Origin of the sequence: Enterobacter sp. 50588862 (assembly GCF_001462935.1) — a bacterium.
Classification (GTDB): domain Bacteria; phylum Pseudomonadota; class Gammaproteobacteria; order Enterobacterales; family Enterobacteriaceae; genus Enterobacter; species Enterobacter bugandensis.
Window position 1 is genome coordinate 87,501 of record NZ_LNHM01000029.1, and the last position, 26,048, is coordinate 113,548.

Below are 26,048 nucleotides of genomic sequence, written 5' to 3' on the forward strand. Positions count from 1 at the left end.
CAAACCTTTTTATACCCGCCCGGTGAGCCGGGCGGTGGGATAATTATTTGGCGACCGAGGACGAACCGTCGGCGTGCCACTTAAAGACACCAAACTCAAATCCCTTCAGATCGCCTTTCTCATCCCAGTTCAGCGGCCCAATCACGGTGTTCGCCCCGTGTGCTTTTAAATCTTTCACCAGATCCAGCGGCTCTTTGCTGCCGGTACGCTCCAATGCGGTTGCCAGAGACTGCACGGCAGCGTAGGTGATCCAGACGTATGGACCACTCGGATCTTTCTTCTGCGCCTTGAGCGCATCCACGATAGCCTTGTTGACCGGATCCTGGTCATAGCGTTTTGGCATCGTCACCAGCATGCCTTCGGCAGAATCCCCTGCGATGTTTGACAGGGAGGCGTTGCCCACGCCCTCTGGCCCCATAAACTGGGTTTTCAGACCGGTGGCGCGCGCCTGGCGCAGCATCTGGCCCATTTCCGGGTAGTAGCCGCCGTAGTAGACGAAGTCGATGTTCTCTTTTTGCAGACGGGCGATCAGCGCGGAGAAGTCTTTTTCGCCTGCGGTAATGCCGTCAAAGAAGACGATGTTCGCGCCGCCTTTTTTCAGGCCGTCCTGCACGGAGCGCGCCAGGCCTTCGCCGTACTGCTGCTTGTCATGAATGATGGCGATACGCTGTGGCTTAACGGTCTCGAGGATGTATTTGGCCGCGGTTGGCCCCTGGGAGGAGTCCAGCCCGGCGGTACGCATGATGTGCTGGTAACCGCGCTGGGTCAGCTCCGGGTTGGTGGCGCCCGGAGTGATCATCAAAATACCTTCGTCTTCGTAAATATCGGACGCGGGCTGGGTGGAGGATGAGCACAGGTGGCCGATGACGTACTGAATCCCGTCGTTGACGATTTTGTTGGCGACCGCAACGGCCTGTTTCGGATCGCAGGCGTCGTCATACTCCACGCCTACCAGCTTGTCGCCCTTGATGCCGCCTTTGGCGTTGATGTCTTTGATGGCCTGACGCGCGCCGTTAAACTCCATGTCACCCCACTGGGCAACAGGGCCGGACATCGCACCGACTACCGCAACTTTAATCTCTTCCGCCATGGCCGCATGCGAGATCGCCAGTGCAACCATTCCCGCGATAAATGTCTTCGCGTTCCTTTTCATCTCAGAATCCCCATTCGTGATGTCGTGTTTATATTTTGTTTTATTATGGTTAAAAAGCATTCTGTACTTTTAATGAACAACGCTATTTTTACCAGTGCCTTTAATGGTTTAGCGCAGTTTTTTGTCAAAAACCAGACTAAAATCTCTATTTTTCAGGCGATTAAGGAAAGATAATATTCTGAAATCAGGCAGAGATAAACAAATAAAAGTGCAGTTTGCAGCATAAAATAACGGTACAAAGCGCCGAATAAATCACTGCCATTCAGGTTAAAATTCTGCTTATTTTTCGATCCATGTGTTTTCACACTGCCCATTGCATTGCTAAAAAACTAATCACCTGGTTAATGAGAATAAAAAGAGGAAGCCGCTGAGTGAATAAATTGAGTACACTGCCTCTACTCAATTTGATTTGGACAAGCTGCTAATGAAACTGACTATCGTGCGTCTGGTGACCTTTAGCGACCAGGATCATATCGACCTGGGCAAGATCTGGCCGGAATATTCCCCTTCGTCGCTGCATGTCGACGAGAACCATCGCATTTATGCCGCGCGCTTCAACGAGCGCCTGCTGGCCGCGGTTCGCGTGACCCTGAGCGGCACGGAGGGAGCGCTGGACTCGCTGCGCGTGCGTGACGTGACCCGTCGTCGCGGTGTGGGACAGTATTTAATTGAAGAAGTGATCCGCGAAAACCCGAACGTAAACTCATGGTGGATGGCCGACGTGGGCGTGGAAGACCGCGGCGTGATGGCAGCGTTTATGCAGGCGTTAGGGTTTACGGCGCAGGAGAGCGGGTGGGAGAAGCGTTTGGGATGAATTGTGCGGTGCGGCATGATGCCCTCACCCCGGCCCTCTCCCACGGGGAGAGGGAGAAAACATTAAAAAAGGCAACTTAAGTTGCCTTTTTGCTTTTATTTGGCGTCTGTCGCCGTTCCGTTAGCATGCCAGTCAAACACGCCGAACTCGAAGCCTTTCAGATCGCCCTTCGCGTCCCAGGAGAGCGGCCCCATCACGGTTTCCACCGTGTTGGCTTTCAGCCAGGTGGCAATCTCAGCCGGATCGGCTGACTGATTCAGACCTGCCTGCAGAGACTGCAGCGCTGCATAGGTGGTCCAGACGAACGCGCCGCTTGGATCCTGCTTCTTCGCCTTGATGGCATCTACGATAGGTTTGTTCGCTGGCACCTGGTCGTAGTTCTTCGGCTTGGTCACCAGCAGACCTTCGGCAGATTCACCCGCGATGTTAGACAGGGAAACGTTCGCCACGCCTTCCGGGCCCATGAACTGGGTTTTCAGACCCGCCGCGCGCGCCTGGCGCAGGATCTGGCCCATTTCCGGGTGGTAGCCGCCGTAGTAAACGAAGTCGATATTCTCTTTCTTCAGACGCGCCACCAGGGTGGAGAAGTCTTTCTCGCCAGCGGTGATCCCATCAAAGAAGACCACGTTGGCATTGCCTTTTTTCAGACCGTCCTGCACCGCACGGGCCAGACCTTCACCATACTGCTGTTTGTCATGAACAATCGCGATACGCTGCGGCTTCACTTTTTCCAGAATGTACTTAGCCGCCGTTGGGCCCTGATCGGAGTCCAGACCGGTGGTACGCAGGGTCAGCTTGTAGCCGCGCGCGGTCAGCTCCGGTGCGGTCGCAGCCGGGGTGATCATCAGAATACCTTCGTCTTCGTAGATGTCAGACGCGGGCTGAGTAGAAGAGGAGCACAGGTGACCGATAACGTATTTGATGCCGTCGTTGACCACTTTGTTCGCCACCGCGACCGCTTGCTTCGGGTCACAGGCATCGTCGTATTTTACGATCTGCAGTTTTTCGCCCTTGATGCCGCCCTTAGCATTAATGTCTGCAACTGCCTGTTCTGCGCCCGTAAATTCCTGGTCGCCGTACTGTGCTACCGGACCGGACATTGCGCCCACCACGGCCACTTTAATATCTGCCTGCGCCATGGTGCTGAATGCCAACGCGATACATCCTGCCAGTAACGCTTTACCCTTCATGTTCATCCTGAGATTCCCCATTATTATGGTTATTACGATTGTTGTGATGTTGTTGTGCAGCGCTTTATTTCAGTTATTGGTGTGCTGTTCGCGATTTTTCAGCATACTCTGCTAAAACATACCCCATTTTTATGATTTTGGAATAGCTAATTTGAAATGAATATATGATAAGCCCGACAGGATTTACCGCCGGGCTGGTGGCTTTAACGTGTCAGCGACGCGAAGATAATGTCCAGCGCTTTACGGAACTGCGCTTCTGGGATGGTAAGCGGATAAAGGAAGCGGATCACGTTGCCGTAAACGCCGCAGCTCAGGAGCAGCAGCCCTTCGTTCAACGCGCGCTCCTGCACCTGACGGGTAAATTCCGGCGACGGTTGCCCGGATTGCGGATCGTTAAACTCTACCGCGACCATCGAGCCCTGGGCACGGATGTCGGCGATGAACGGGCAGTTTTCCTTCGCTTTGTTGAGCACTTCTACCAGATGATGGCCGAGATGCGCCGAGCGCGTGCAGAGATCTTCCTCATCAATCACGTCCAGCACCGCGTGGGCCGCGGCAATCGCCAGCGGGTTACCTGCGTAGGTACCGCCCAGTCCGCCAGGTGCAGGCGCGTCCATCACCTCGGCGCGGCCCGATACTGCTGAGAGCGGCATCCCGCCCGCGAGGCTTTTTGCCATGGTGATCAGGTCCGGCTTCACGCAGTGGTGTTCCATCGAGAACAGCTTGCCGGTGCGGGCGAAGCCGCTTTGCACCTCGTCGGCAATCAGCAAAATCCCGTGGGTATCGCACAGGGCGCGCAGCGCCTGCATAAAATCAGCGGGCGCAATGTTGAACCCGCCCTCCCCCTGAACCGGTTCGAGAATAATGGCCGCCACCTGGTCTGGGCCGATATCGGCCTTAAAGATGCGCTCCAGGCTTTTTAATGCTTCCGCCGTGCTGATGCCGTGCAGACCGTCAGGGAATTGAGCGTGGTATACCGAACCGGGGAACGGGCCGAAACCCAGCTTGTACGGCGCGACCTTACCGGTCAGCGCCATGGTCATAAAGGTGCGCCCGTGGAACGCGCCGCCGAAGGTGATAAGGCCTGGGCGTCTGGTATACGCGCGGGCAATTTTGACCGCGTTTTCGACCGCTTCAGCACCCGTCGAGAAGAAGGCGGTTTTGGCCGGGCCGTCAATCGGCACGCGCTGGTTGATGCGCTCGGCAAGCGCCACATAGCCCTCATACGGCACAATCTGGTAGGCCGTGTGGGTAAAAGCGTGGAGTTGTTTTTCGATAGCGGAGATAACTTTGGGATGGCGATGGCCAGTATTCAGCACCGCGATCCCGGCGGCGAAATCGATGTACTCATTGCCTTCCACGTCCCACACCGTGGCGTTTTCGGCTTTATCAGCATAGAAGTTACACATCACGCTGATGCCGCGCGGCGTTGCCTGTAAACGCCGGTCGTTCAGTTCGTTATTTTTCACCCTGACCCCCTGAGAAAATCGCCTGCTTAGCGCATCAGTAAGTGTTTGCCAGGGGGGAGAAATTCGCCAGAGCGGACGCTAAAAAAACAGAACCCCCGAATTTGCATTCGAGGGTTTTTATCCTTCATATTTCAAGCCGCAGGTGCGTTGGCTGCTCTCGTTCACCCGAATCACTTACTGATGTAAGCTCATCGGGATTCACTCGTTTGCCGCCTTCCCGCAGCCTGAACTATTTCGGCTAAAGGTGTACTTCGCGGTAATTACGCTTCGATAGCAGCGCGAAGTTTTTTCATGGCGTTCTTTTCAAGCTGACGGACACGTTCAGCAGAAACGCCGTAGCGGTCGGCCAGCTCCTGCAGCGTGGACTTGTTGTCTTCGTCCAGCCAGCGGGCGCGGATAATGTCCTGGCTACGCTCGTCGAGGCCTTCCATCGCATGGGTCAGCTTGTTCGCGGCCTGATCTTCCCAGTTGTCCTCTTCAATGCCGTCGGCAAAGTTAGAGGTTTTATCCTGCAGATACAGAACCGGTGCCATCGGCTGGCTGTCAGATGCGTCGTCGTCGGAGGACATATCAAAGGTCATGTCCTGCGCGGCCATACGGGATTCCATCTCACGGACGTCTTTGCTGGATACACCCAGCTCGCGCGCCACCATTTCCACTTCATCCTGATTGAACCAGCCCAAACGCTGCTTGGTTTTACGCAGGTTGAAGAACAGCTTACGTTGCGCTTTTGTCGTGGCGACTTTCACGATACGCCAGTTGCGCAGCACGTATTCATGAATTTCTGCTTTGATCCAGTGTACGGCGAAGGAGACCAGTCGCACGCCCACTTCCGGGTTAAAGCGACGTACAGCCTTCATCAGGCCGATGTTACCTTCCTGAATCAAGTCCGCCTGCGGCAGGCCATAGCCCGCATAGTTACGAGCAATGTGAACAACAAAGCGCAGGTGAGACAGGATCAGCTTTTTCGCTGCTTCCAGATCGCCCTGGTAATGCAGCTTTTCAGCAAGCTCCTTTTCTTCCTCGGCCGTTAACATCGGCCAGGTGTTCGCAGCCCGGATGTAAGATTCCAGGTTACCAACAGGGGCTAAAGCTAAAGTTTGCATTTCTTTGGTCATTCATTCCTCTCAATGTTTCTTCTGGTCCAGGCTGTCCCCGTCAGGCAACAACCATGCCAAAGCGTTTGAGCAACGAGATTAGCATTCACTCTTTTATCAGACAGTGATTTTATCCACAAGTTCCAGGTGCAACAGTGAATAAATTACGCACAAAATGTGACATGGAGATGATAACAGGGGAAGAGACAACAGGGACGCTTTCCCTGCAGAGCGAACATCTCGGTGCAGGGAAAGATTATATCACGCTTTTATTAGTCGGGAGTAAAGTGGCGTAAATGTTGAACCGTTGCCAGCCATGCGGCAATCCAGCCGATCATGGAGCACACCAGCAGCAACAGAAGGCATTCATCGAAGCCTAAGCCACTGATATCAAACTTAGTTCCGAAAACCTGCGCCACTTCTGTGACGGCAGACGAAAGCCGCATCACCAAAATTTCTGACAATATCAGTGAAAGAAATGCGCCGGAGAAACCGAGCAGTGCGCCACCGTAGAGGAACGGACGCAGGATGAAACCATCCGTTGCGCCAATCAGTTTTTGCACGTTGATGGTATCGCGACGCGCAAAGATGCTCAGACGCACGCTGTTACCGATGACGAGGAACACCGCCGCCACCATCAGCACGCCGATCATCGCCGACACGCGCCCCACCAGCCCGGTCAGCGCCGCAAGACGGGCAAACCAGCTGTCGTCCATGCGCACTTCATCAATCCCGTTGATGCGTGTGATGCGGTCGCGCAGGGTATTCAGCGAATCGGTACCCTGGAAATCCAGCTTCGGGATCACTACCGCCACGGCGGGCAGCGGGTTCTCTTCCAGCATGTCCAGCGCGCCGCCAAAGCCTGACCAGTTACGGAACTCGCCCAACGCTTCTTCACGGGAGAGATAATTCACCTTCTCCACGCCCTGCTCGGCCTGGATTTGCCCGACCACCTGCGCCGCCGCGTTATCGTCGAGCGCTTTATCCAGATAAACGGTGATCTGCGGTGACGGGTAATACTGCGACGCCGCCTGGTTGACGTTCTTATAGACCATGTAGCAGACGCTTGGCAGCGTCAGGGAGATGGCGATCACCATCACCGTCAGGAACGTCGCCAGCGGTTTGCTTTTCAGGTCCTGCAGCGCGCCGTGGAAGGCGTAGCGCACCTGTTCGTTAAACACGTTGGTCTTGCGGGAGGCCGGTTTCGGCGCCGCTTTCTGGCGCTTAGGCGCATTACGATTGCCGTCACCGCCGCCCTGCGGCTTACGGAAACGGTCGAACCGGTTCCCGAACTGCCGAATCTGGTTCATTGCATCACGCTTGTTCACCGTGGCCTCCGTGCAAATGCCCGTCGCTCAGGGTCAGCATGCGGTACGAACGACGGGAAATCAGCCCCATGTCGTGCGTCGCCATCAGTACCGTTACCCCTACGCGGTTGAATTCCTCAAACAGACGCAAAATCCCTTCGGACAGGGCATCGTCCAGGTTACCGGTCGGTTCATCCGCCAGCAGTACGGCAGGCTTGTTCACCACCGCGCGGGCGATGCCCACGCGCTGCTGTTCACCGCCGGAAAGCTGGATCGGGAAGTTCTTCGCTTTGTCCAGCAGCCCGACCTTGTCCAGCGCCGCAGAGACGCGACGGCGGATATCGTCATAGCTGGCGCCGGCAATAATCAGCGGGATCGCCACGTTATCGAAAACGGTGCGATCCATCAGCAGGTGGTGATCCTGGAAAATCATGCCGATCTGACGACGCAGAAACGGCACTTCACGGTTTTTCAGACGGCTAATTTCGTGGCCGCTGAACCAGATTTTCCCGGCGCTTGGCCGTTCGATCCCACAGATAAGCTTGAGCAGGGTACTTTTCCCCGCGCCGGAATGGCCGGTCAGGAATGCCATCTCGCCTGGCTGCAGGTGGAACGTCACCCCCTGCAGCGCTTGTCTCCCACCGAGATAGGCCTTGCTGACGTGTTCAAAGCGAATCATTGTTAGTCCTCTCGAGCAAATAATGCCTCAATAAAGTCGTCCGCCTTAAACGGACGCAAATCCTCAATACGCTCGCCCACACCGATGTAGCGGATAGGAATGCCGAACTGGTCGGCCACGGAGAAGATCACCCCGCCTTTCGCGGTGCCGTCCAGTTTGGTCAGCGTGATCCCCGTCAGCCCTACCGCTTCATGGAACAGCTTCGCCTGGCTAATGGCGTTCTGCCCGGTGCTGGCGTCGATAGTCAGCATAATTTCATGCGGTGCATCTTCGTCCAGCTTCTTCATGACGCGAACGATTTTCTTCAGCTCTTCCATCAGGTGCGATTTGTTTTGCAAACGCCCTGCGGTGTCGGCAATCAGCACGTCCACGTTGCGCGACTTCGCCGCCTGGATGGCGTCGAAAATCACGGATGCGGAATCCGCGCCGGTGTGCTGGGCAATCACCGGAATGTTGTTGCGCTGGCCCCACACCTGGAGCTGCTCAACCGCTGCCGCACGGAAGGTATCGCCAGCCGCCAGCATCACCGATTTGCCCTGCTGCTCAAACTGGCGCGCCAGCTTGCCGATGGTGGTGGTTTTACCCACGCCGTTAACGCCAACCATCAGAATAACAAATGGCGTTTTGCCTTCAATATTAAGCGGTTCGTCAACTTTTGCGAGAATTTCACCCATCTCGTCTTTCAGCAGGCCGTACAGCGCCTCGGCGTCGCGCAGCTGTTTGCGGCTCGCCCCTTCGGTCAGGTTGGCGATGATCTTACGGGTAGTTTCCACGCCCACGTCCGCAATCAGCAGTTGCTCTTCCAGCTCTTCAAACAGATCGTCGTCGATCTTCTTGCCGCGGAAAAGACTGATAAATCCGGAACCTAAGTTTTCTTTGGTTTTGAGCAGGCTGCGCTTCAGGCGCGCGAAGAAACCTTCTTTGGTCGGTTTTTCCTGCTCCTGAACGATCTCTTCTTCGGCCTGCTCTTCCACCGGCACGACGATTACCGCTTCTTCAGCCGCTTCCGCCGCCAGCGCCTGAGCTTCCAGCTCTTCGTCGGTCAGCTCTGGCTCAAGTGCCGCCTCTTCTTCCACCGCCTCAACGATTTCAACGGTTTCCGCTTCAGCCTGCCACTCTTCGGCAGAAACCTCTTCAGCTTTAACCTCTTCGGGCAGCGGCAGCGCTTCGTGTTCGATAGCGGCCTGCGGCGCTTCGGTAAGGGTTTCTACGATAACCGGCTCTGGCTTCTCGCTCTCCTGAACCTGCTCAGTGACCTCAACCACCTCTTCAGCAAAGGATTCAATCTCTTCTTTGCTGTGCGCTGGTTCTTCCGCTTCGACAACCGCAGCGGTTTCGACAGGCGTTTCAGGCTGTGACTGCTCTTCTACAACCTGTTGCTCTTCGGTTTTCTGTTCTGTTTCTTGCTCTTTTTCACCGAAACCCAACCAGGAAAAGAAGCCACGTTTTTTTTGTTTTGCCATCTGCGACTACACTCCTCGCGGCGCTATATACAGGGAAGCTAAAAAAATGATGAAATAGTCTAACACTTTACTTAATTGACATCACCGCCCGCAATCGCAGGGCTATGGTTAACAGAGCTTTCCAGAGATGAAGAAACCCACCCGCGCCCCGGCCGGTCAAATTCGCATTATCGGCGGTCAGTGGCGAGGCCGGAAATTACCGGTGCCGGACAGCCCCGGTTTACGTCCTACAACCGACCGCGTTCGCGAGACGCTGTTTAACTGGCTTGCCCCATCAATGGTAGACGCCCACTGCCTGGACTGCTTCGCCGGAAGCGGTGCCTTAGGGCTGGAGGCGCTGTCGCGCTACGCCGCCAGCGCCACGCTGCTGGAGATGGAGCGCGGCGTTGCGCAGACGCTGCAGCAAAATCTGGCGACGCTGAAGGCGACGAACGCGAAAGTGGTCAACACCAATACGCTGAGCTTCCTCGCGCAGCAGGGTACGCCGCATAACGTGGTCTTTGTCGACCCGCCGTTCCGCAAGGGGTTGCTGGAAGAGACGTTATCCCTGCTGGAGCACAATGGCTGGCTGGCGGATGACGCGCTGATTTATGTAGAAAGCGAAGTGGAAAACGGCCTGCCACCCGTTCCCGTTCACTGGGATCTGCACCGCGAAAAGGTCGCAGGCCAGGTGGCTTATCGTTTGTATCACCGTCAGGCACAAGGAGGATCCGATGCCGGTACTGATTAACCTGGGACGCTTGCTGATGCTGGGCGTCTGGGCATTTTTGATTTTGAATCTGGTGCACCCGTTCCCGCGCCCGTTGAACATCTTTGTTAACGTGGCGCTGATTTTCACCTCGTTCATGCACGCCCTGCAGATGGTGATGCTGAAAAACGGCCTGCCGAAAGATGGCCCGCCGATGACCGGCTGGCAGCAGCTGCGGGTGTTTATTTTCGGCGTGTTTGAACTGCTGGTGTGGATGAAGAAGTTTAAGGCGCAGGTGAAGAAGTAAGGTGCGGTGTGATGCCCTCACCCTAACCCTCTCCCACGGGAGAGGGGACCGATCGCGCATTATTCAGCCCTAAAACCTACAAAACGCGACCCTTTATAGCTCAGCGTGCCTTTCTCTCCCACCGTCAGCTGATGGTATTGCTGCGCCTCCAGGCGGAAGGTCATCTCCAGACCGCCGGTTTCCGGCTTAAAGCTGGCTTCATAGCGCATGCCGGTGCCCGCAGGCGTCACCTGCTGCTGGCGAGAGCGGCGGTCGTTAAGCGGTTTCTCGCGTTTGTTCGCCACCACTACGCGCTTTTGCATCAGCGGCGCGGCGTCGTTGTCCGCCTTTTCGCGGCGCTGCTGCACGAAGCGAAACGAGGCGGCAATGACGATGATCGCCACCACGATGATGAAAAATAGCGGCATCTTGCTCATTGAAAAATCCCATCAGATTATGCGGAATTCAGGATACCTCGCCTGCCCCGGCATTGCCAAACGCCCGCTCGCGTCACTACACTGGATCAGAAACTGATTATTCAGCCTCAACAGTTACAGGGAGTTAATATGCTTTGGTCATTTATCGCTGTCTGTTTTTCCGCATGGCTTTATGTCGATGCGTCCTATCGCGGTCCAGCCTGGCAGCGCTGGTTGTTTAAACCCGTCACGCTGCTGTTGCTTCTGCTGCTCGCCTGGCAGGCTCCGATGTTTAACGCCATCAGCTATCTGGTCCTCGCCGGGCTGTGTGCCTCCCTGATTGGTGATGCCTTAACCCTGCTGCCGCGTCAGCGCCTGCTGTATGCCGTGGGGGCATTTTTCCTCTCCCATCTGCTGTATACCATCTACTTTGCCAGCCAGATGACGCTCTCCTTCTTCTGGCCGCTGCCGCTGGTGCTGCTGGTGATTGGCGCCCTGCTGATTGCGGTGATCTGGTCGCGTCTGGAAGAGATGCGTCTGCCGGTATGCACGTTTATCGCCATGACGCTGGTGATGGTGTGGCTGGCCGGTGAACTGTGGTTCTTCCGTCCGACATCTCAGGCGATGTCCGCGTTCTTCGGCGCGGCGCTGCTGTTAATCGGCAATATCGTCTGGCTGGGCAGCCACTATCGCCGCCGCTTCCGCGCGGATAACGCGATTTCGTCCGCCTGCTACTTTGCCGGGCACTTCCTGATCGTGCGTTCATTGTATATCTAAATAACGCTTGACTCTGGAGTCGACTCCAGAGTGTATGCTGCGGTTAATGAGAAAATTATCATTACCGGAGACTGCCATGTCGACTCCAGAAACACCTAAAAAAGTTCCACAGTTCTCGGCACTTAAGCTCAGCCCGGTTCCGGCAAAAGACGACTGCTGCTGCGAAGGGACGTGCGAAACACCAATCCAAACGCTTCCTGAAAGCGGCAACCGCTACAGCTGGGTCGTCAACGGTATGGACTGCGCGGCCTGCGCCCGCAAAGTGGAAAACGCGGTGAGGCAGGTACCGGGCGTGAACCACGTTCAGGTCCTGTTCGCCACCGAAAAGCTGCTGGTCAGCGCCGAAAAAGACGTCAGCAAGCAGGTTGAAGCCGCCGTCAGCAAGGCGGGCTACGCTCTGCGCAGCGAAGCAGTCTCCGCTGAAAAAACGTCTCCGCTAAAAGAAAACCTGCCGCTCATTACCCTCATCATCATGATGGCCCTGAGCTGGGGGCTGGAACAGGTTAACCACCCGTTCGGTAATCTGGCGTTTATTGCCACTACCCTGGTCGGGCTGTTCCCGATTGCCCGTCAGGCACTGCGCCTGATGAGAAGCGGCAGCTGGTTTGCCATTGAAACGTTGATGAGCGTGGCGGCCATTGGCGCGCTGTTCATTGGCGCGACGGCGGAAGCGGCGATGGTGCTGCTGCTGTTCCTGATCGGCGAACGCCTTGAAGGCTGGGCAGCGAGCCGGGCGCGCAAAGGGGTGAGCGCGCTGATGGCGCTGAAGCCAGAAACCGCCACGCGGGTTAATGAAGGCAAACGTGAAACGGTCGCCATCAACACGCTGCGCCCGGGCGACGTGATTGAAGTCGCCGCGGGTGGGCGTCTGCCTGCCGATGGGGCTCTCGTTACCGCCACCGCGAGTTTTGACGAAAGCGCCCTGACCGGGGAATCCATTCCGGTGGAGCGTGCGGCAGGAGAAAAAGTCCCTGCCGGTGCCACCAGCGTCGACCGCCTGGTGCAGCTCAAAGTCCTGTCCGAGCCGGGCGACAGCGCCATCGACCGTATCCTGAAGCTGATTGAAGAGGCCGAGGAGCGCCGCGCGCCGGTCGAACGCTTTATTGACCGCTTCAGCCGGATTTACACACCCGCCATCATGCTGGTGGCGCTGCTAGTCACCGTCGTTCCACCGCTGGTCTTCGGCGCGCCGTGGGAGGGCTGGATTTATAAAGGGCTGACCCTGCTGCTGATCGGCTGCCCGTGCGCGCTGGTGATCTCTACGCCCGCGGCGATTACCTCGGGGCTGGCGGCGGCGGCACGCCGCGGGGCGCTGATTAAGGGCGGCGCGGCGCTGGAACAGCTGAGCCAGGTTCAGCACATCGCCTTCGATAAAACCGGCACGCTGACGGTTGGCAAGCCGCAGGTCACCGGCATCTATCCGCAGGGCATCAGTGAAGACGAACTGCTGATAATAGCCGCCGCCGTTGAGCAGGGCTCCACTCACCCGCTGGCGCAGGCGATAGTGCGTGAAGCGCAGAGACGCGGGCTGGCTATCCCTTCGGCAACCGCCCAACGGGCGCTGGTCGGGTCAGGGATTGAGGCCGTCGTCGACGGCAAAAAAGTGCTGATTGTTGCGGCGGGCGCGTTCTCTCATCCACAGGTTGAGGCGTTAGAGCAGGCCGGGCAGACGGTCGTTGCCGTGATGCAGGACGGCGTGTCGAAGGGCATGCTGGCACTACGCGACACTCTGCGCGATGACGCCAAAGACGCCGTGGCGGCGCTGCATCAGTTGGGCGTACAGGGCGTGATCCTCACCGGCGATAACCCGCGCGCGGCGGCCGCGATTGCAGGCGAGCTTGGGCTGGCGTTTAAGGCCGGATTACTGCCTGCGGACAAGGTCAGCGCGGTAACCGAACTGAACAGGCGCGCGCCGCTGGCGATGGTCGGTGACGGAATTAACGATGCCCCGGCGATGAAGGCCGCCACCCTTGGTATTGCGATGGGCAGCGGCACCGACGTAGCGCTGGAGACGGCGGATGCGGCGCTGACGCATAACCGTCTGACCGGGCTGGCGCAGATGATAGATCTTGCGCGGGCGACGCGCGCCAATATTCGCCAGAACATCGGCATTGCGCTGGGGCTGAAGGGGATATTTCTCGTCACCACGCTGCTCGGCATGACCGGACTGTGGCTGGCGGTGCTGGCGGACACCGGGGCGACAGTGCTGGTCACGGCGAACGCGTTGAGATTATTACGGCGGAAATAAAAACGCCCGGTAGCGGCTGCGCCTTACCGGGCCGATAACAACTCTGAACCGTAGGCCGGGTAAGGCGCAGCCGCCACCCGGCAAAAAACGGCGTTACTGCATCCCTAACATCCTCGGCAGCCACAATGATATCGCCGGGATATACGTCACCATTCCCAGCACTACCAGCAGGATGCCGTAAAATGGCAGCATCGCCCGCACCACGGTTTCAATCTTCTGCTTACTCACCGCGCTCGCCACAAACAGCACCGATCCGACCGGCGGGGTGATCAGCCCGATCCCCAGGTTAACCATCATGATCATCCCGAAGTGCACCGGGTCGATCCCCAGCGCGTTGGTCACCGGCAGCAGCACCGGCGTCAGGATCAGGATGATCGGCGCCATGTCCATCAGCGTGCCGATCAGCAGCAGCATGATGTTGAGATACATCAGGATCACGTACTTATTTTCAGAGAGCGACGTGAAGAACTCGGTGATGCGCATCGGCAGCTGCATGTAGGTCATCACCGCGCCAAACGCCGCGGCAAAGCCGATTAAAATCATCACGATGGTGACGGTTTTCACCGTGCGGCACATCAGCTTCGGCAGTTCGCTCCATTTGTAGTCGCGGTAGATAAACATGGTGACGAAAAACGCCCACAGGCAGGCCACGGCGGCAGATTCGGTGGCGGTAAAAATCCCGGACAAGATCCCGCCGAGGATAATCACCACCGTCATCAGCCCCCACAGGGCATCGAGCATGATTTTCAGCGCCTGTCTGAACGGGATTTTATCCCCCTTCGGGTAGCCGCGTTTGCGGGCGAAGCACAGGCAGAGCACCATCAGGCTCGCGCCCAGCAGCAGGCCCGGCAATACGCCCGCGATAAACAGCGTGGCGATGGAGACCGTTCCCCCCGCCGCCAGGGAATAAATCACCGAGTTGTGGCTGGGCGGGATCAGAATCGCCTGCACCGACCCGCTCGCCGTGACCGCCGCCGCGTATTCGCGCGGATAGCCCTTCTTCTCCATCTCCGGGATCATCACGCTGCCGATGGACGCTGTATCCGCCACCGACGAGCCAGAAATCGCGCCGAAGAACGTCGAGGCGACGATGTTCACCAGCGACAGCCCGCCGCGGATAAAGCCGACAAATACGTACGCGAAGTTAACCAGCCGTCGGGCAATGCCCCCTTCCGCCATGATCGCTCCGGCGAGGATGAAGAACGGGATCGCCAGAAGGGTAAATTTGTTCACCCCACTGGTGATCTGGATCATCAGCGCCTCCAGCGGTAAATCAATCCACAGCGCACCTGCCACGGCGCTCAGCCCCACGGCGAAGGCCACCGGCATCCCCAGCGCCAGCAAAATGGCGAGGGTGAATAACAAAACAAAAGCATCCATTGTTCACCCCTTAACTGTGATTGCCGATCAGCACGACCGGACGGTTTTCCTGCGCGCCAAACAGCAGGCGTTCAAGCACGAACAGAATCAAAATCGCCGACCCGATCGGCAGCGGCAGGTAGCTTTCGCCGGAAGTCAGGATCGGGAACTCCGCCACCGGCTGCTCCCACAGCTCGACGCACAGCCAGTAGCTGTACCAGCACATCAGACCGGAAATCAGCAGCATCAGCAGATCAACCACACGTACACACAGCTTTTGCAGCGACGCGGGCAGACGGTCGGTGAGCATATTGACCGCAATGTGCGACCCGGCGCGGTAGCTCACCGCCGCGCCGATGAAGGTGAACGTCACCATGCAGATAATGGCGACGGGCTCCGGCCAGGATTCGCCGCGGTTGAGCACGTAGCGTGAAAAGATGCCGATGGGGATGACAATCGTCATCACCAGCAGCGAGACACCCGCCACCGCCATGGCGAGCAGGTACAGACGGTCCATCCACTTCAGGTAGAGTTCGGACATACGTGCTCCGTATTACTGGACGTCAGCGATGGCTTTCATCAGATCCTGATGCTTGTCGCCATACTGGGCGCGCACCGGCTCTGTGGCCTTGATGAATACCGTCTTATCGATATCGTGGAACTGCACGCCGCCCGCCTTCATTTTCGCCAGCGCCTGGTCGTTATACGCATTCCACAGCTTGCGCTGTTCGAACTGCGCTTCACGGGCCAGGGTCAGGATTTTTTGCTGTTCATCAGCGCTCAGCTTGTCCCATTTCACTTTTGAATAGAGCAGCATTTCCGGAGTGATAAAGTGGCCGCTGAGGGTGTAGTTTTTAGCAACTGGCATGTAGTTGTGGGCGATAAAGGTGGGCGGGTTATTCTCCGCGCCGTCGATCACGCCGGTCTGCATGCCGCTGTATACCTCGCTTACGCCCATCGCCACCGAGTTCGCCCCCATGTCCTTCAGCGTGGCGAGTGCCACCGGGCTGCCCTGCACGCGGATTTTCTTCCCTTTCAGATCTTCAGGTTTGACGATCGGCTCTTTGGTGATCAGGTTGCGGGTGCCGGAATCCATCCAGCCGAGGAACACCAGGCGGGATTTCGGGTTCGCGGTCAGCTTGTCGCCGATCTGCTTGCCGATATCCCCGTCGATCACTTTATGCATATGATCCTCATCGCGGAAAACGTACGGCAGGGTGAAGACTTCGATATCCGGCAGGATGGCGGCAACCGGCGCCATGGAGACGCGGATCATGTCAATCGCCCCCATCTGCGCCTGCTCAATCATCTGCTTTTCATCCCCCAGCACGCCGCCGGGGAAGACCTTAATCTCCAGCTTGCCGTCGGTTTGTTGTTTGAGTTTTTCACCCATCTGCTGAACCGCGACCACGTTCGGGTAGCCTTCAGGATGCACATCGGCGGCTTTGATGGTTTGGGCAGAAACGGTGCAGGCAAAAGCAGACAGGCACAGCGCAGCCAGTAACGGCTTGAGGGTCGTTTTCATTGAGTCAGCTCCAGGGTAGCGATGTCAGCGTTAAAACAGTGTTTTATTTTTTTACGCTTAGAAAATAGACTAGCCCGGGAGAAGCGTAGGTGAAGCGCCTCACAAAAGCGCGAATTTATGAAACGATGGTTTAAATTTGTGAGGGCGGTAATGCCGGGTAACGACGCGGTCATACCCGGCGGGGCATGACCGCGCATCAATCAGGAAAAATAGCTCATGACCAGACCTAAAAACAGCACCAGACCGACATAGTTATTGTTCATAAACGCTTTAAAGCAGGCTTCACGTTCGCGTTTTGCAATCAGCTTTTGCTGGTAGGCAAACAGCAGCCCTGCCACCAGTATCGACCAGTAAAATTCCCAGTTCAGCCCGTTCAGGCGCGCAATCGCGACCATCAGCGCCAGTACCGCAACCTGCAGAATGCCAATGATAAGTTTGTCCTGGCGTCCAAAGAGAATGGCGGTGGATTTAATGCCAATTTTCAGGTCATCGTCGCGGTCAACCATCGCATATTGCGTGTCATACGCCACGGCCCAGAGAATGTTCGCCAGGAACATCAGCCAGCAGCTAAGCGGTAAGGACTCACTAACTGCCGCAAACGCCATCGGAATCGACCAGCCAAACGCCGCCCCCAGCACCACCTGAGGCAGATGGGTGTAGCGCTTCATAAAGGGATAAACCCAGGCCAGTGCGAGCGCCGCGACGGACAGCAGAATCGTCATGGTGTTAAGGGTTAATACCAGCAGGAAAGAGAGCAGCACCAGAACGATGAACAGTACGCGCGCTTCTTTCCCGGTCACCTGGCCGCTGGGTAGCGGGCGGTTGGCAGTGCGCTTTACGTGGCCGTCAAATTTACGATCGGCATAGTCATTCACCACGCAGCCCGCCGCGCGCATCAGCCAGACGCCGGCAACGAATACGCCCAGGATCCACAGTGGCGGCATGCCCGGCGTGGCCACCCACAGCGCCCATAAGGTCGGCCACAGCAGCAGCAACGCGCCAATGGGTTTATCGGTACGCATTAAGCGGTGATACGCCAACAGCTTATTCTGCGTCAGGGTCCACTCCATTTTTTCTTCCTCTTAGTACAACGGTGATGCCGGTAAAAATAGCTCCGTCAGGATTAACGGCTTACCGCTCAGGCGAAGGCGGGAACGGCGCCCCCACAGTTCGGCATCACGCCCAATTTCAATGAAATCCCTGGTCAGCTCAGATGAGGTGAAAAGATAACGTCCCAGCGGCGTTTTCCCCAGCCGCTGCAGCGCCAGCTCAGGCCCGGATAGGGTAGATTCGGGCACCACCGTCCGCCCGGCAAGCCAGGGTTCGCCATCGGCACAGAGTAAAATTTCACGCAGCCAGTAGCGTTCCTCTTGCGGCAACAGCGGCAGCTCGCTGGCGATCTCATCGCCGGAGACAAACCCTTCCTGTATCAGGGTTACCGTGACCGTTTTACCCTGTTGCTCAAAACGTTTTGTCATGGAATCTTCCAGCAGCAACCAGTCCAGCTGCTGCGGATCAAGCGCAGGTATTTGGTCGAAATAGCGCAGCGCACGCAGTTGCGTTAGCGCGGGGTGTGACATGCCAGACTCTCCGATACATAACGTAATGGCATTGTATCGCAGAAACGGGCAATGAGGGGGGGCCAAACGTTATTTAACGATCACTATCGCAACATGGGCGCAACAGCCTGGCGAATACGAAAAAAAGTGCGCCCACTCAGGCGCACTAAACTACTAACAAATCAGCACTGTGGGGAACAGTTACCCCTTGCCTTTTACACTGCTGATAAAGGTGGAACGGGCAGTGGTTGAACCTAAACGTTCGGCTTCATCAAGCAGTTTCAGCGCTTTATCGACATCGCCGCGCTTCACCGCCTGCTTAATGGCGTTGTTGAAGTACTCTTCGGTGTCGTTCAGTACGGGCTCGGCTTTCTTCGCCGGGGCTGGCGCTGCTGCGGCGACCGGTGCGGCTGCCGTGGCAGCAGGCGCGGTGTAAGCAGGTGCTGCGGTATTGCCCACGGTCACAGGGCCGTTACCGGAGGAGCCAAACAGCGGGCCGACCAGCACGCTGGAACCGCTGTTCGTTTTCACCTTCAGCTTTAACGTTCCGTCGGTGACGTGACGAGCAATAGGGTCCGGAATATCAGGAATCGCGTTACCGGTGCCTTTTGCGTAGGCTTTAGCCGGATCGAGCAGCGTGGTGGTCTTCTGGAGATCCTGCTCGGTGGTAAAGACCAGCACGTAGAGTTTTTGCTGGCCCAGCGCAGGGGTCAGGCGCATGACGCCTTCCAGACGATCGGCGCTCATCACGCCAGGCTCCTGGTAGGTAAAGTATTCGCTTGGGAAAAAGGCTGATGGCGTCATGTTCTGATCGAGAATCAGCACGTTAGGCGCAAATACGCTCGTCTGCTTGTTGACTTCACTGGTCAGGGTAATGGCCAGTTCACCGATATTGGCGGGTACGCTATACGCAGCGACCGGGCCGGTAATACCCGGAACATTAAGCGACTGGCCGCCCGTTGAGAGCTGGGTGGTCTGGGTTTTAGACTGATCGACAGGCGTCCAGACAAGCTGTTGCAGTGCCGCTGTCGGAATAGCTGGTGCAGATGTTGTGTTTTGCGGAACGAAATTGACGTTAGCGAGCGTCACGGCAGGCGCGCTTGCCAGCAGCCCTGCGGATAAACAAAGGGCAAGGAGAGTTTTGTTCATTTTCATTGTTATCACCTCAAAATGCACAGGTTCAGCGGTAGCCAGGCAATAGCGCGCCGTCCCAAGGATTGAGGGGCTTGCGCCCCTCAGTTTGGTCATTACGTCAGATTAAGACGGGATTACCACCAGATTTCCATCTGGGCGCCGAAGGACCACTCGTCGTTGTCGCCACGACCGAAGGAGCTTCCATTGAAACCATCTTTGAACGCTTTACCGTAGTTAGCGTTGTTAGATGGGTTACCGTTGTAGTCATAACCCCACTTCTCATCCCACTTGGCGTAGGTTGCGAATACACGGATTGCCGGGCGAGACCAAATGCTGTCGCCTGCCTGCCACTGTTGTGCCAGGGTGATTTTGTACTGGTTGTTGGTTTCGTCAGCGCTTTGTGATTTCACGTTGTCGTAACCCACTTCCAGTAAGGTGCTCATGATAGGCGTCCATTTGAACATCGGACGTACACCCACGGTCCACCACTTGGTCCCGTTGTTGTTATCCCAGTCGATGTCCTGGTACATACCGACATACATCAGGTCCCAGCGATCGCCCAGAGAGATTGCACCGTGGTCGAGAATACGCAACAGGCTACCGTTGTTGTTAATGTCGTAGGCATAACCCGAGTTAGAATCGATGCCTACACCAGAACCTTGAGACAAGCCTTTACCCTGAGACGTCATTGAGTCAGTGGCATACTGAACCACAAACTTGTTATAGCCCTTCAGCATGCTCTGGGTGTGCTCAGCGGTGAACATCCAACCATCTTTTGAAGCACCATCAACCAGGCGATAATCATCACGCGGGTTAGCACGACCGTAATCAACACCCAGTTCCAGAGTGCCACCTGGGTTGATTTCCATCTGTGCCAGGCGCACGTCAAAGACATCGTTCGCTGTACGAGTGGTGTAATCATAAATACTATTGCTGGCGAAAGAGGATGAACCGCCTGCTTCGGAAGAACGGGTTGCTGCCAGAGAGAGCTTACCAAAACCGACATCGATGTTTTCCAGACCCGCACCAGGACCAGAGATATCCCAGTAGTAGAAGTCGATCATGTGTACGTCATGGCGTTGATAGAAGCGCTTACCGGCCCAGATGGTAGAGCCTGGCAGCCATTCAATCAGGTTTTTACCCTGCACGTTAGCTTCGCGGAACGCCGGGTCAGTACCTTCCCAGTCATTCTGCTGCGCCACGGAGTACGCTACGTTGGTGTCGAAGTAGAAGCTCTTGTCGCCTTCTTTCCAAACTTCCTGGCCCAGCTTCAGTTCCGCATAGGTTTCACATTCGTTACCAAGACGGTATTTACTTTGGGCACCGGTTGCCTGGAAGCACTGTTGTTCGCCGCCACTACCCGTCCAGCCGATACCGGAACGAGCATAACCATGGAAATCCACGGCCAGCGCCTGAGCAGACATTACGCCCGCTGCGACGGCAACTGCCAGAGGAAGTTTGCGCAGAGTAATCATCATTCTATCTCCTGAGATCATTGCTTTTCTTTGAACACTTCACCTGTCGGTTTCGTGTCTTCTTTTGGGATTGCTTAAACGCCTGGCTCTTTGTGCAGCCGACGACATGCGGTGCCATCCTCACGGAACAGATGGCAACGCTCTGGCGGCAAGCCGATAGCGAATGTGGCACCCTCTTCTACCAACACCACGTCATTCTGGCGGTAGACCAGGTTCTGACGGATGGCGGGGATCTGGATATGAATCTGTGTTTCGTGACCAAGCTGTTCGACGACCTGAACTTCACCTTCCAGCGTCACATCCGCAATGTGGCTTGGCAGTAGATGCTCAGGACGGATACCGAGGGACATATTTGCCCCAACCTGTACGTTGGCGCTGTCGACCGGCAGCCAGACCTGCTGGCGGTTTGGCAGCTCCACCTGTACCTGTTCAATGGCTGTCGCCGTCACTTTGACGGGCAGGAAGTTCATCTTTGGCGAGCCAATGAAGCCCGCAACAAAGCGGTCTGCCGGGTAGTGATACAGCTCCAGCGGTTTGCCCACCTGCGCCACGCGACCGGCGTCCAGCACCACGATTTTGTCGGCGAGGGTCATCGCTTCGACCTGATCGTGGGTGACGTAAATCATCGTGCGGCCAAGGCGCTTATGCAGACGGGAGATTTCAATACGCATCTGGACGCGCAGGGCGGCATCCAGGTTAGAGAGAGGTTCATCAAGCAGGAACACGCGCGGCTCGGCCACCAGCGTACGGCCAATCGCCACACGCTGACGCTGACCGCCGGAAAGCGCTTTCGGTTTACGCTCCAGCAGGTGCGCCAGCTGCAACACTTCAGCCACCTGCGTGACGCGCTGGTTAATGACCTCTTTTTTCGCCCCGGCCAGCTTCAGGCCAAAGGACATGTTCTCGGCAACGGAAAGATGGGGATAAAGCGCATAAGACTGGAACACCATGCCTACGCCGCGTTCGGCTGGCGGGACGTCATTCATTCGGGTATCACCGATCAACAGGTCGCCGCTGGTGATAGTTTCAAGACCGGCAATCATACGCAGCAGAGTTGATTTACCACAGCCTGATGGGCCGACAAACACCACAAACTCGCCTTCAGTGATGTCCAGATTGATGTCTTTCGACACCACTACGTCGCCCCAGGCTTTCGTTACATTACGCAGCTGTACGCTCGCCATGCCCTTCTCCCTTCGTTACAACCTGTCACCGACAGAAACATTCAAGATAAGTTCACTATGGGGTATCCATTACTTTCGTGAATCCTCCACCCCCCGCCTTTTTTATGGGGGAGGAGGCGGGAGGATGAGAGAACAGGCTCTGCGACCGCAGCCGGGGGGCTGAGGCGAAATTCGTGAAGCCGCCTGCAAAATTCGGTGGGTTTTTATGTGCGCCAGCACTCATAACTTAAATTTATGCAACGGAGATCACACAAACGGGGGGTGGGGCGTAGGGGTTGGGAGGATGGAAAGAGGATGTCAAATAAGGAGACTGAGTCACGTTGAACCACCTTATGTATCCACGAGCACATCACCAAAAAGGATGGCAGATATGAATATCAAGACTGGCGCACGCGTTTTCGCATTGTCCGCCCTTGCAGCAATGATGGTTTCCGCCCCAGCGCTCGCCAAAATTGAAGAAGGCAAGCTGGTTATCTGGATTAACGGCGACAAGGGCTATAACGGCCTGGCCGAAGTGGGCAAAAAATTCGAGAAAGACACCGGTATCAAAGTCACCGTAGAGCACCCGGACAAACTGGAAGAGAAATTCCCGCAGGTTGCAGCAACCGGCGACGGCCCTGACATCATCTTCTGGGCACACGACCGTTTCGGCGGTTACGCGCAGTCTGGCCTGCTGGCTGAAGTCACGCCAGACAAAGCTTTCCAGGACAAACTGTTCCCGTTCACCTGGGACGCCGTTCGCTATAACGGCAAGCTGATCGCCTACCCAATCGCGGTTGAAGCCCTGTCACTGATTTACAACAAAGACCTGGTGCCAAACCCACCAAAAACCTGGGAAGAGATCCCGAAACTGGATAAAGAGCTGAAGGCGAAAGGTAAATCCGCCCTGATGTTCAACCTGCAAGAGCCGTACTTCACCTGGCCGCTGATTGCTGCTGACGGCGGCTACGCGTTCAAGTTTGAAAACGGCAAATATGACGTGAAAGACGTGGGCGTGGACAACGCGGGCGCGAAAAAAGGCCTGACCTTCCTGGTTGACCTGATTAAGAACAAACACATGAACGCGGATACCGACTACTCCATCGCGGAAGCGGCGTTCAACAAAGGCGAAACCGCGATGACCATCAACGGTCCGTGGGCCTGGACCAATATCGACAAGAGCAAAATCAACTACGGCGTGACCCTGCTGCCAACCTTCAACGGCAAGCCGTCTAAACCGTTCGTGGGCGTGCTGAGCGCGGGCATCAACGCCGCCAGCCCGAACAAAGAGCTGGCGAAAGAGTTCCTGGAAAACTACCTGCTGACCGATCAGGGTCTGGGTGAAGTGAACAAGGACAAACCGCTGGGCGCCGTGGCGCTGAAATCCTTCCAGGATCAGCTGGCAAAAGATCCACGCATCGCGGCAACCATGGATAACGCTCAGAAAGGCGAAATCATGCCGAACATCCCACAGATGGCCGCGTTCTGGTACGCCACCCGTACCGCCGTCATCAACGCTGCAAGCGGTCGCCAGACTGTCGATGCCGCGCTGAAGGATGCTCAGGGTCGTATTACTAAGTAAGAAGAAAAACGGCGGGTGGCGCGTGCGCTTACCCGCCCTACGACTACGGCACGATCCGTAGGTCAGGTAAGCGCAGCGCCACCTGACGAAAAGTTTCCACCGTTGTAGAGGAAGAACCCCATGGATGTCATTAAAAAGAAGCACTGGTGGCAAAGCGACGCGCTGAAGTGGTCAGCGATCGGTCTGCTGTGTCTGCTGGTGGGTTACCTTGTTGTTTTAATGTACGTACAAGGGGAATATCTGTTCGCCATCATGACGCTGATCTTAAGCTCTGCTGGCCTGTATATTTTCGCCAACCGTAAAGCCTATGCCTGGCGCTATGTCTACCCGGGCGTGGCCGGGATGGGGCTGTTTGTCCTGTTCCCGCTGATCTGCACCATCGCCATTGCGTTCACCAACTACAGCAGCACCAACCAGCTCGCGCAGGAACGCGCCACTCAGGTGCTTCTGGATCGCTCTTATCAGGCGGGTAAAACCTTCAACTTCGGCCTGTATCCTGCAGGTAACGAGTGGAAGTTAGCGCTCACTGACGGTGAGAGCGGCAAAAACTATCTTTCCGACGCGTTCAAATTTGGCGGCGAGCAGAAGCTGGTCTTAAAAGAGGCCGCGGCCCTGCCGGAGGGTGAACGTGCGAACCTGCGTATCATTACCCAGAATCGCCAGGCGCTGACCCAGCTCACCGCCGTGCTGCCCGATGACAGCAAAGTGTCCATGAGCTCGCTGCGCCAGTTTTCCGGCACGCAGCCGCTATATACCCTGGCGGACGACGGCACGCTGACCAACAACCAGAGCGGCGTGAAGTACCGTCCGAATAACGACATTGGTTTTTATCAGTCTGTAAATGCCGATGGCAAATGGGGTGATGACAAGCTCAGCCCTGGCTATACCGTCACCATCGGCTGGGACAACTTTACCCGCGTGTTTACCGACGAAGGTATCCAGAAACCGTTCTTCGCCATCTTCGTCTGGACGGTGGTCTTCTCGGTGCTGACGGTGATCCTGACCGTTGCCGTAGGCATGGTACTGGCCTGCCTCGTGCAGTGGGAGTCCCTGAAAGGCAAAGCGATTTACCGCGTGCTGCTGATTCTGCCTTACGCCGTGCCGTCGTTTATCTCGATTCTGATTTTCAAAGGGCTGTTTAACCAGAGCTTCGGTGAAATCAACATGATGCTGAGCGCGCTGTTCGGTATCAAACCGGCCTGGTTCAGCGACCCGACCACCGCCCGCTCGATGATTATCATCGTCAACACCTGGCTGGGCTATCCGTACATGATGATCCTGTGCATGGGGCTGCTGAAGGCGATTCCGGACGATCTGTATGAAGCCTCGGCGATGGACGGCGCGGGTCCGTTCCAGAACTTCTTTAAAATTACGCTGCCGCTGCTTATTAAGCCGCTGACGCCGCTGATGATTGCCAGCTTCGCCTTTAACTTTAACAACTTCGTGCTGATTCAGCTGTTGACCAACGGCGGCCCGGACCGCCTTGGCACCACCACGCCGGCAGGCTATACCGACCTGCTCGTGAGCTACACCTACCGTATCGCCTTTGAAGGCGGCGGCGGCCAGGACTTTGGTCTGGCGGCGGCGATTGCCACCCTGATCTTCCTGCTGGTTGGCGCACTGGCGATTGTGAACCTGAAAGCCACACGTATGAAATTTGATTAAGGAGGGCACTGAACATGGCAATGGTACAACCCAAATCTCAGAAGCTGCGCCTCCTCGCGACGCACTTAGGCCTGCTGATTTTCATCGCGGCCATCATGTTCCCGCTGCTGATGGTTATCGCCATCTCCCTGCGCTCGGGTAACTTTGCGACCGGGAGCCTGATCCCGGATGAAATCTCCTGGGAGCACTGGAAGCTCGCGCTGGGCTTCAGCGTGGAGCACGCCGATGGCCGCGTCACCCCGCCGCCGTTCCCGGTGCTGCTGTGGCTGTGGAACTCGGTGAAGGTAGCAACCATCACCGCGATCGGCATCGTGACGCTCTCCACCACCTGTGCTTATGCCTTCGCCCGCATGCGTTTCCCGGGCAAAGCAACGCTGCTGAAAGGCATGCTGATTTTTCAGATGTTCCCGGCGGTGCTGTCGCTGGTGGCGCTGTACGCCCTGTTTGACCGTCTGGGCCAGTACGTGCCGTTTATCGGTCTGAATACCCACGGCGGCGTGATCTTTGCCTATCTCGGCGGTATTGCCCTGCATGTGTGGACCATTAAAGGCTATTTCGAAACCATCGACGGCTCGCTGGAAGAGGCGGCGTCGCTGGATGGTGCTACCCCGTGGCAGGCGTTCCGTCTGGTGCTGCTGCCGCTGTCCGTGCCGATTCTGGCGGTGGTGTTTATCCTGTCGTTTATCGCGGCGATCACCGAAGTACCGGTCGCCTCACTGTTACTGCGCGATGTGAACAGCTACACCCTGGCCGTAGGTATGCAGCAATACCTCAACCCGCAAAACTACCTGTGGGGCGACTTTGCCGCGGCGGCCGTACTGTCCGCCATCCCGATTACCGTGGTGTTCCTGCTGGCCCAGCGCTGGCTGGTGAATGGCCTGACGGCGGGCGGCGTGAAAGGTTAAGTTTCATTTGTTATGCCACTGCAACCCTCAACTTTAGACGTATTGTATTGACCCAACTTGTGACTGTTGTTAGGCGGCCTCCGGGCCGCCATTT

The 26,048-nt window shown here is 56.6% G+C and carries 24 protein-coding genes; 8 read left to right on the forward strand and 16 right to left on the reverse strand.

Going from position 1 to position 26,048, the window contains the following annotated elements; genetic code table 11:
- Positions 1-43: 43 nt before the first annotated feature.
- Positions 44-1,153: a high-affinity branched-chain amino acid ABC transporter substrate-binding protein LivK gene (gene livK / locus APT89_RS17290; protein ID WP_060573120.1), complete on the reverse strand. Its 1,110-nt coding sequence runs from the start codon at positions 1,151-1,153 to the stop codon at positions 44-46.
- 424 nt (positions 1,154-1,577) lie between these two features.
- Here livK and panM point away from each other — a divergent pair, with 424 nt between their 5' ends.
- A complete protein-coding gene (gene panM / locus APT89_RS17305) occupies positions 1,578-1,967 on the forward strand; it encodes an aspartate 1-decarboxylase autocleavage activator PanM (protein WP_028015145.1) in 390 nt (129 codons plus the stop codon).
- Between the two features lie 95 nt (positions 1,968-2,062).
- On the opposite strand, the gene livJ is transcribed toward panM, so the two are convergent.
- The 6 genes from livJ to ftsY all read right to left on the reverse strand — a co-directional run bounded on the left by livJ (position 2,063) and on the right by ftsY (position 9,172).
- Positions 2,063-3,163, reverse strand: coding sequence for a branched chain amino acid ABC transporter substrate-binding protein LivJ (livJ, locus tag APT89_RS17310; protein ID WP_072201786.1), 1,101 nt, complete (start codon positions 3,161-3,163; stop codon positions 2,063-2,065).
- A 197-nt stretch (positions 3,164-3,360) separates the two neighbouring features.
- Positions 3,361-4,626, reverse strand: a complete 1,266-nt coding sequence (locus APT89_RS17315) for a 4-aminobutyrate--2-oxoglutarate transaminase (protein ID WP_060573122.1) — start codon at positions 4,624-4,626, stop codon at positions 3,361-3,363.
- 260 nt (positions 4,627-4,886) lie between these two features.
- Positions 4,887-5,744 (reverse strand): RNA polymerase sigma factor RpoH, encoded by an 858-nt coding sequence (gene rpoH / locus APT89_RS17320; RefSeq protein ID WP_028015143.1) that lies wholly within the window; start codon positions 5,742-5,744, stop codon positions 4,887-4,889.
- 251 nt (positions 5,745-5,995) lie between these two features.
- On the reverse strand, positions 5,996-7,051 hold the full coding sequence (ftsX, locus tag APT89_RS17330) for a permease-like cell division protein FtsX (RefSeq protein ID WP_028015142.1): 1,056 nt from the start codon (positions 7,049-7,051) through the stop codon (positions 5,996-5,998).
- The gene (ftsE, locus tag APT89_RS17335) at positions 7,038-7,709 is read right to left on the reverse strand and encodes a cell division ATP-binding protein FtsE (protein WP_003861525.1); all 672 of its coding nucleotides are present in this window, start codon (positions 7,707-7,709) and stop codon (positions 7,038-7,040) included. The genes ftsX and ftsE overlap by 14 nt, the downstream gene beginning before the upstream one ends.
- A 2-nt stretch (positions 7,710-7,711) precedes the next feature.
- Positions 7,712-9,172, reverse strand: coding sequence for a signal recognition particle-docking protein FtsY (gene ftsY, locus APT89_RS17340; protein ID WP_045631387.1), 1,461 nt, complete (start codon positions 9,170-9,172; stop codon positions 7,712-7,714).
- A 127-nt stretch (positions 9,173-9,299) separates the two neighbouring features.
- Here ftsY and rsmD point away from each other — a divergent pair, with 127 nt between their 5' ends.
- Positions 9,300-9,902, forward strand: a complete 603-nt coding sequence (gene rsmD / locus APT89_RS17345) for a 16S rRNA (guanine(966)-N(2))-methyltransferase (protein ID WP_028015140.1) — start codon at positions 9,300-9,302, stop codon at positions 9,900-9,902.
- The gene (locus APT89_RS17350; RefSeq protein WP_014882110.1) at positions 9,886-10,167 is read left to right on the forward strand and encodes a DUF1145 family protein; all 282 of its coding nucleotides are present in this window, start codon (positions 9,886-9,888) and stop codon (positions 10,165-10,167) included. The genes rsmD and APT89_RS17350 overlap by 17 nt, the downstream gene beginning before the upstream one ends.
- A gap of 59 nt (positions 10,168-10,226) precedes the next feature.
- Here the strand turns inward: APT89_RS17350 and APT89_RS17355 are convergent, their stop codons facing one another.
- Positions 10,227-10,583 (reverse strand): DUF2500 domain-containing protein, encoded by a 357-nt coding sequence (locus APT89_RS17355; RefSeq protein ID WP_028015139.1) that lies wholly within the window; start codon positions 10,581-10,583, stop codon positions 10,227-10,229.
- 129 nt (positions 10,584-10,712) lie between these two features.
- Between APT89_RS17355 and APT89_RS17360 the strand changes: the two genes are divergently transcribed.
- Both APT89_RS17360 and zntA read left to right on the forward strand, forming a co-directional pair.
- Positions 10,713-11,339, forward strand: coding sequence for a lysoplasmalogenase (locus tag APT89_RS17360; RefSeq protein ID WP_028015138.1), 627 nt, complete (start codon positions 10,713-10,715; stop codon positions 11,337-11,339).
- Between the two features lie 76 nt (positions 11,340-11,415).
- On the forward strand, positions 11,416-13,587 hold the full coding sequence (zntA, locus tag APT89_RS17365) for a Zn(II)/Cd(II)/Pb(II) translocating P-type ATPase ZntA (protein ID WP_060573124.1): 2,172 nt from the start codon (positions 11,416-11,418) through the stop codon (positions 13,585-13,587).
- 93 nt (positions 13,588-13,680) lie between these two features.
- Here zntA and APT89_RS17370 read toward each other — a convergent pair whose 3' ends face one another.
- The 8 genes from APT89_RS17370 to malK all read right to left on the reverse strand — a co-directional run bounded on the left by APT89_RS17370 (position 13,681) and on the right by malK (position 21,823).
- Entirely contained in the window at positions 13,681-14,967 is a 1,287-nt protein-coding gene (locus tag APT89_RS17370) for a TRAP transporter large permease (RefSeq protein ID WP_060573127.1), read from the reverse strand.
- A 10-nt stretch (positions 14,968-14,977) separates the two neighbouring features.
- Positions 14,978-15,487, reverse strand: coding sequence for a TRAP transporter small permease (locus APT89_RS17375; RefSeq protein ID WP_045260961.1), 510 nt, complete (start codon positions 15,485-15,487; stop codon positions 14,978-14,980).
- Between the two features lie 12 nt (positions 15,488-15,499).
- A complete protein-coding gene (locus tag APT89_RS17380) occupies positions 15,500-16,471 on the reverse strand; it encodes a TRAP transporter substrate-binding protein (protein ID WP_060573129.1) in 972 nt (323 codons plus the stop codon).
- Positions 16,472-16,671: 200 nt separating this feature from the next.
- Positions 16,672-17,541, reverse strand: coding sequence for a 4-hydroxybenzoate octaprenyltransferase (ubiA, locus tag APT89_RS17385; RefSeq protein WP_028015133.1), 870 nt, complete (start codon positions 17,539-17,541; stop codon positions 16,672-16,674).
- 12 nt (positions 17,542-17,553) lie between these two features.
- A complete protein-coding gene (gene ubiC / locus APT89_RS17390) occupies positions 17,554-18,051 on the reverse strand; it encodes a chorismate lyase (protein WP_014882105.1) in 498 nt (165 codons plus the stop codon).
- Positions 18,052-18,231: 180 nt separating this feature from the next.
- Positions 18,232-19,185, reverse strand: a complete 954-nt coding sequence (gene malM / locus APT89_RS17395; protein ID WP_045631390.1) for a maltose operon protein MalM — start codon at positions 19,183-19,185, stop codon at positions 18,232-18,234.
- 113 nt (positions 19,186-19,298) lie between these two features.
- Positions 19,299-20,642: a maltoporin gene (locus tag APT89_RS17400; protein ID WP_048957455.1), complete on the reverse strand. Its 1,344-nt coding sequence runs from the start codon at positions 20,640-20,642 to the stop codon at positions 19,299-19,301.
- Between the two features lie 71 nt (positions 20,643-20,713).
- A complete protein-coding gene (gene malK, locus APT89_RS17405; protein ID WP_060573131.1) occupies positions 20,714-21,823 on the reverse strand; it encodes a maltose/maltodextrin ABC transporter ATP-binding protein MalK in 1,110 nt (369 codons plus the stop codon).
- 370 nt (positions 21,824-22,193) lie between these two features.
- On the opposite strand from malK, the gene malE reads away from it, so the two are divergent.
- From malE to malG, 3 genes are all read left to right on the forward strand, one after another.
- On the forward strand, positions 22,194-23,384 hold the full coding sequence (malE, locus tag APT89_RS17410; protein WP_032644952.1) for a maltose/maltodextrin ABC transporter substrate-binding protein MalE: 1,191 nt from the start codon (positions 22,194-22,196) through the stop codon (positions 23,382-23,384).
- 120 nt (positions 23,385-23,504) lie between these two features.
- Complete coding sequence (gene malF / locus APT89_RS17415; protein WP_041911570.1) at positions 23,505-25,049, forward strand: maltose ABC transporter permease MalF; 1,545 nt, start codon at positions 23,505-23,507, stop codon at positions 25,047-25,049.
- A gap of 14 nt (positions 25,050-25,063) precedes the next feature.
- On the forward strand, positions 25,064-25,954 hold the full coding sequence (gene malG / locus APT89_RS17420; protein ID WP_006810496.1) for a maltose ABC transporter permease MalG: 891 nt from the start codon (positions 25,064-25,066) through the stop codon (positions 25,952-25,954).
- The last annotated feature ends 94 nt before the right edge of the window (positions 25,955-26,048 follow it).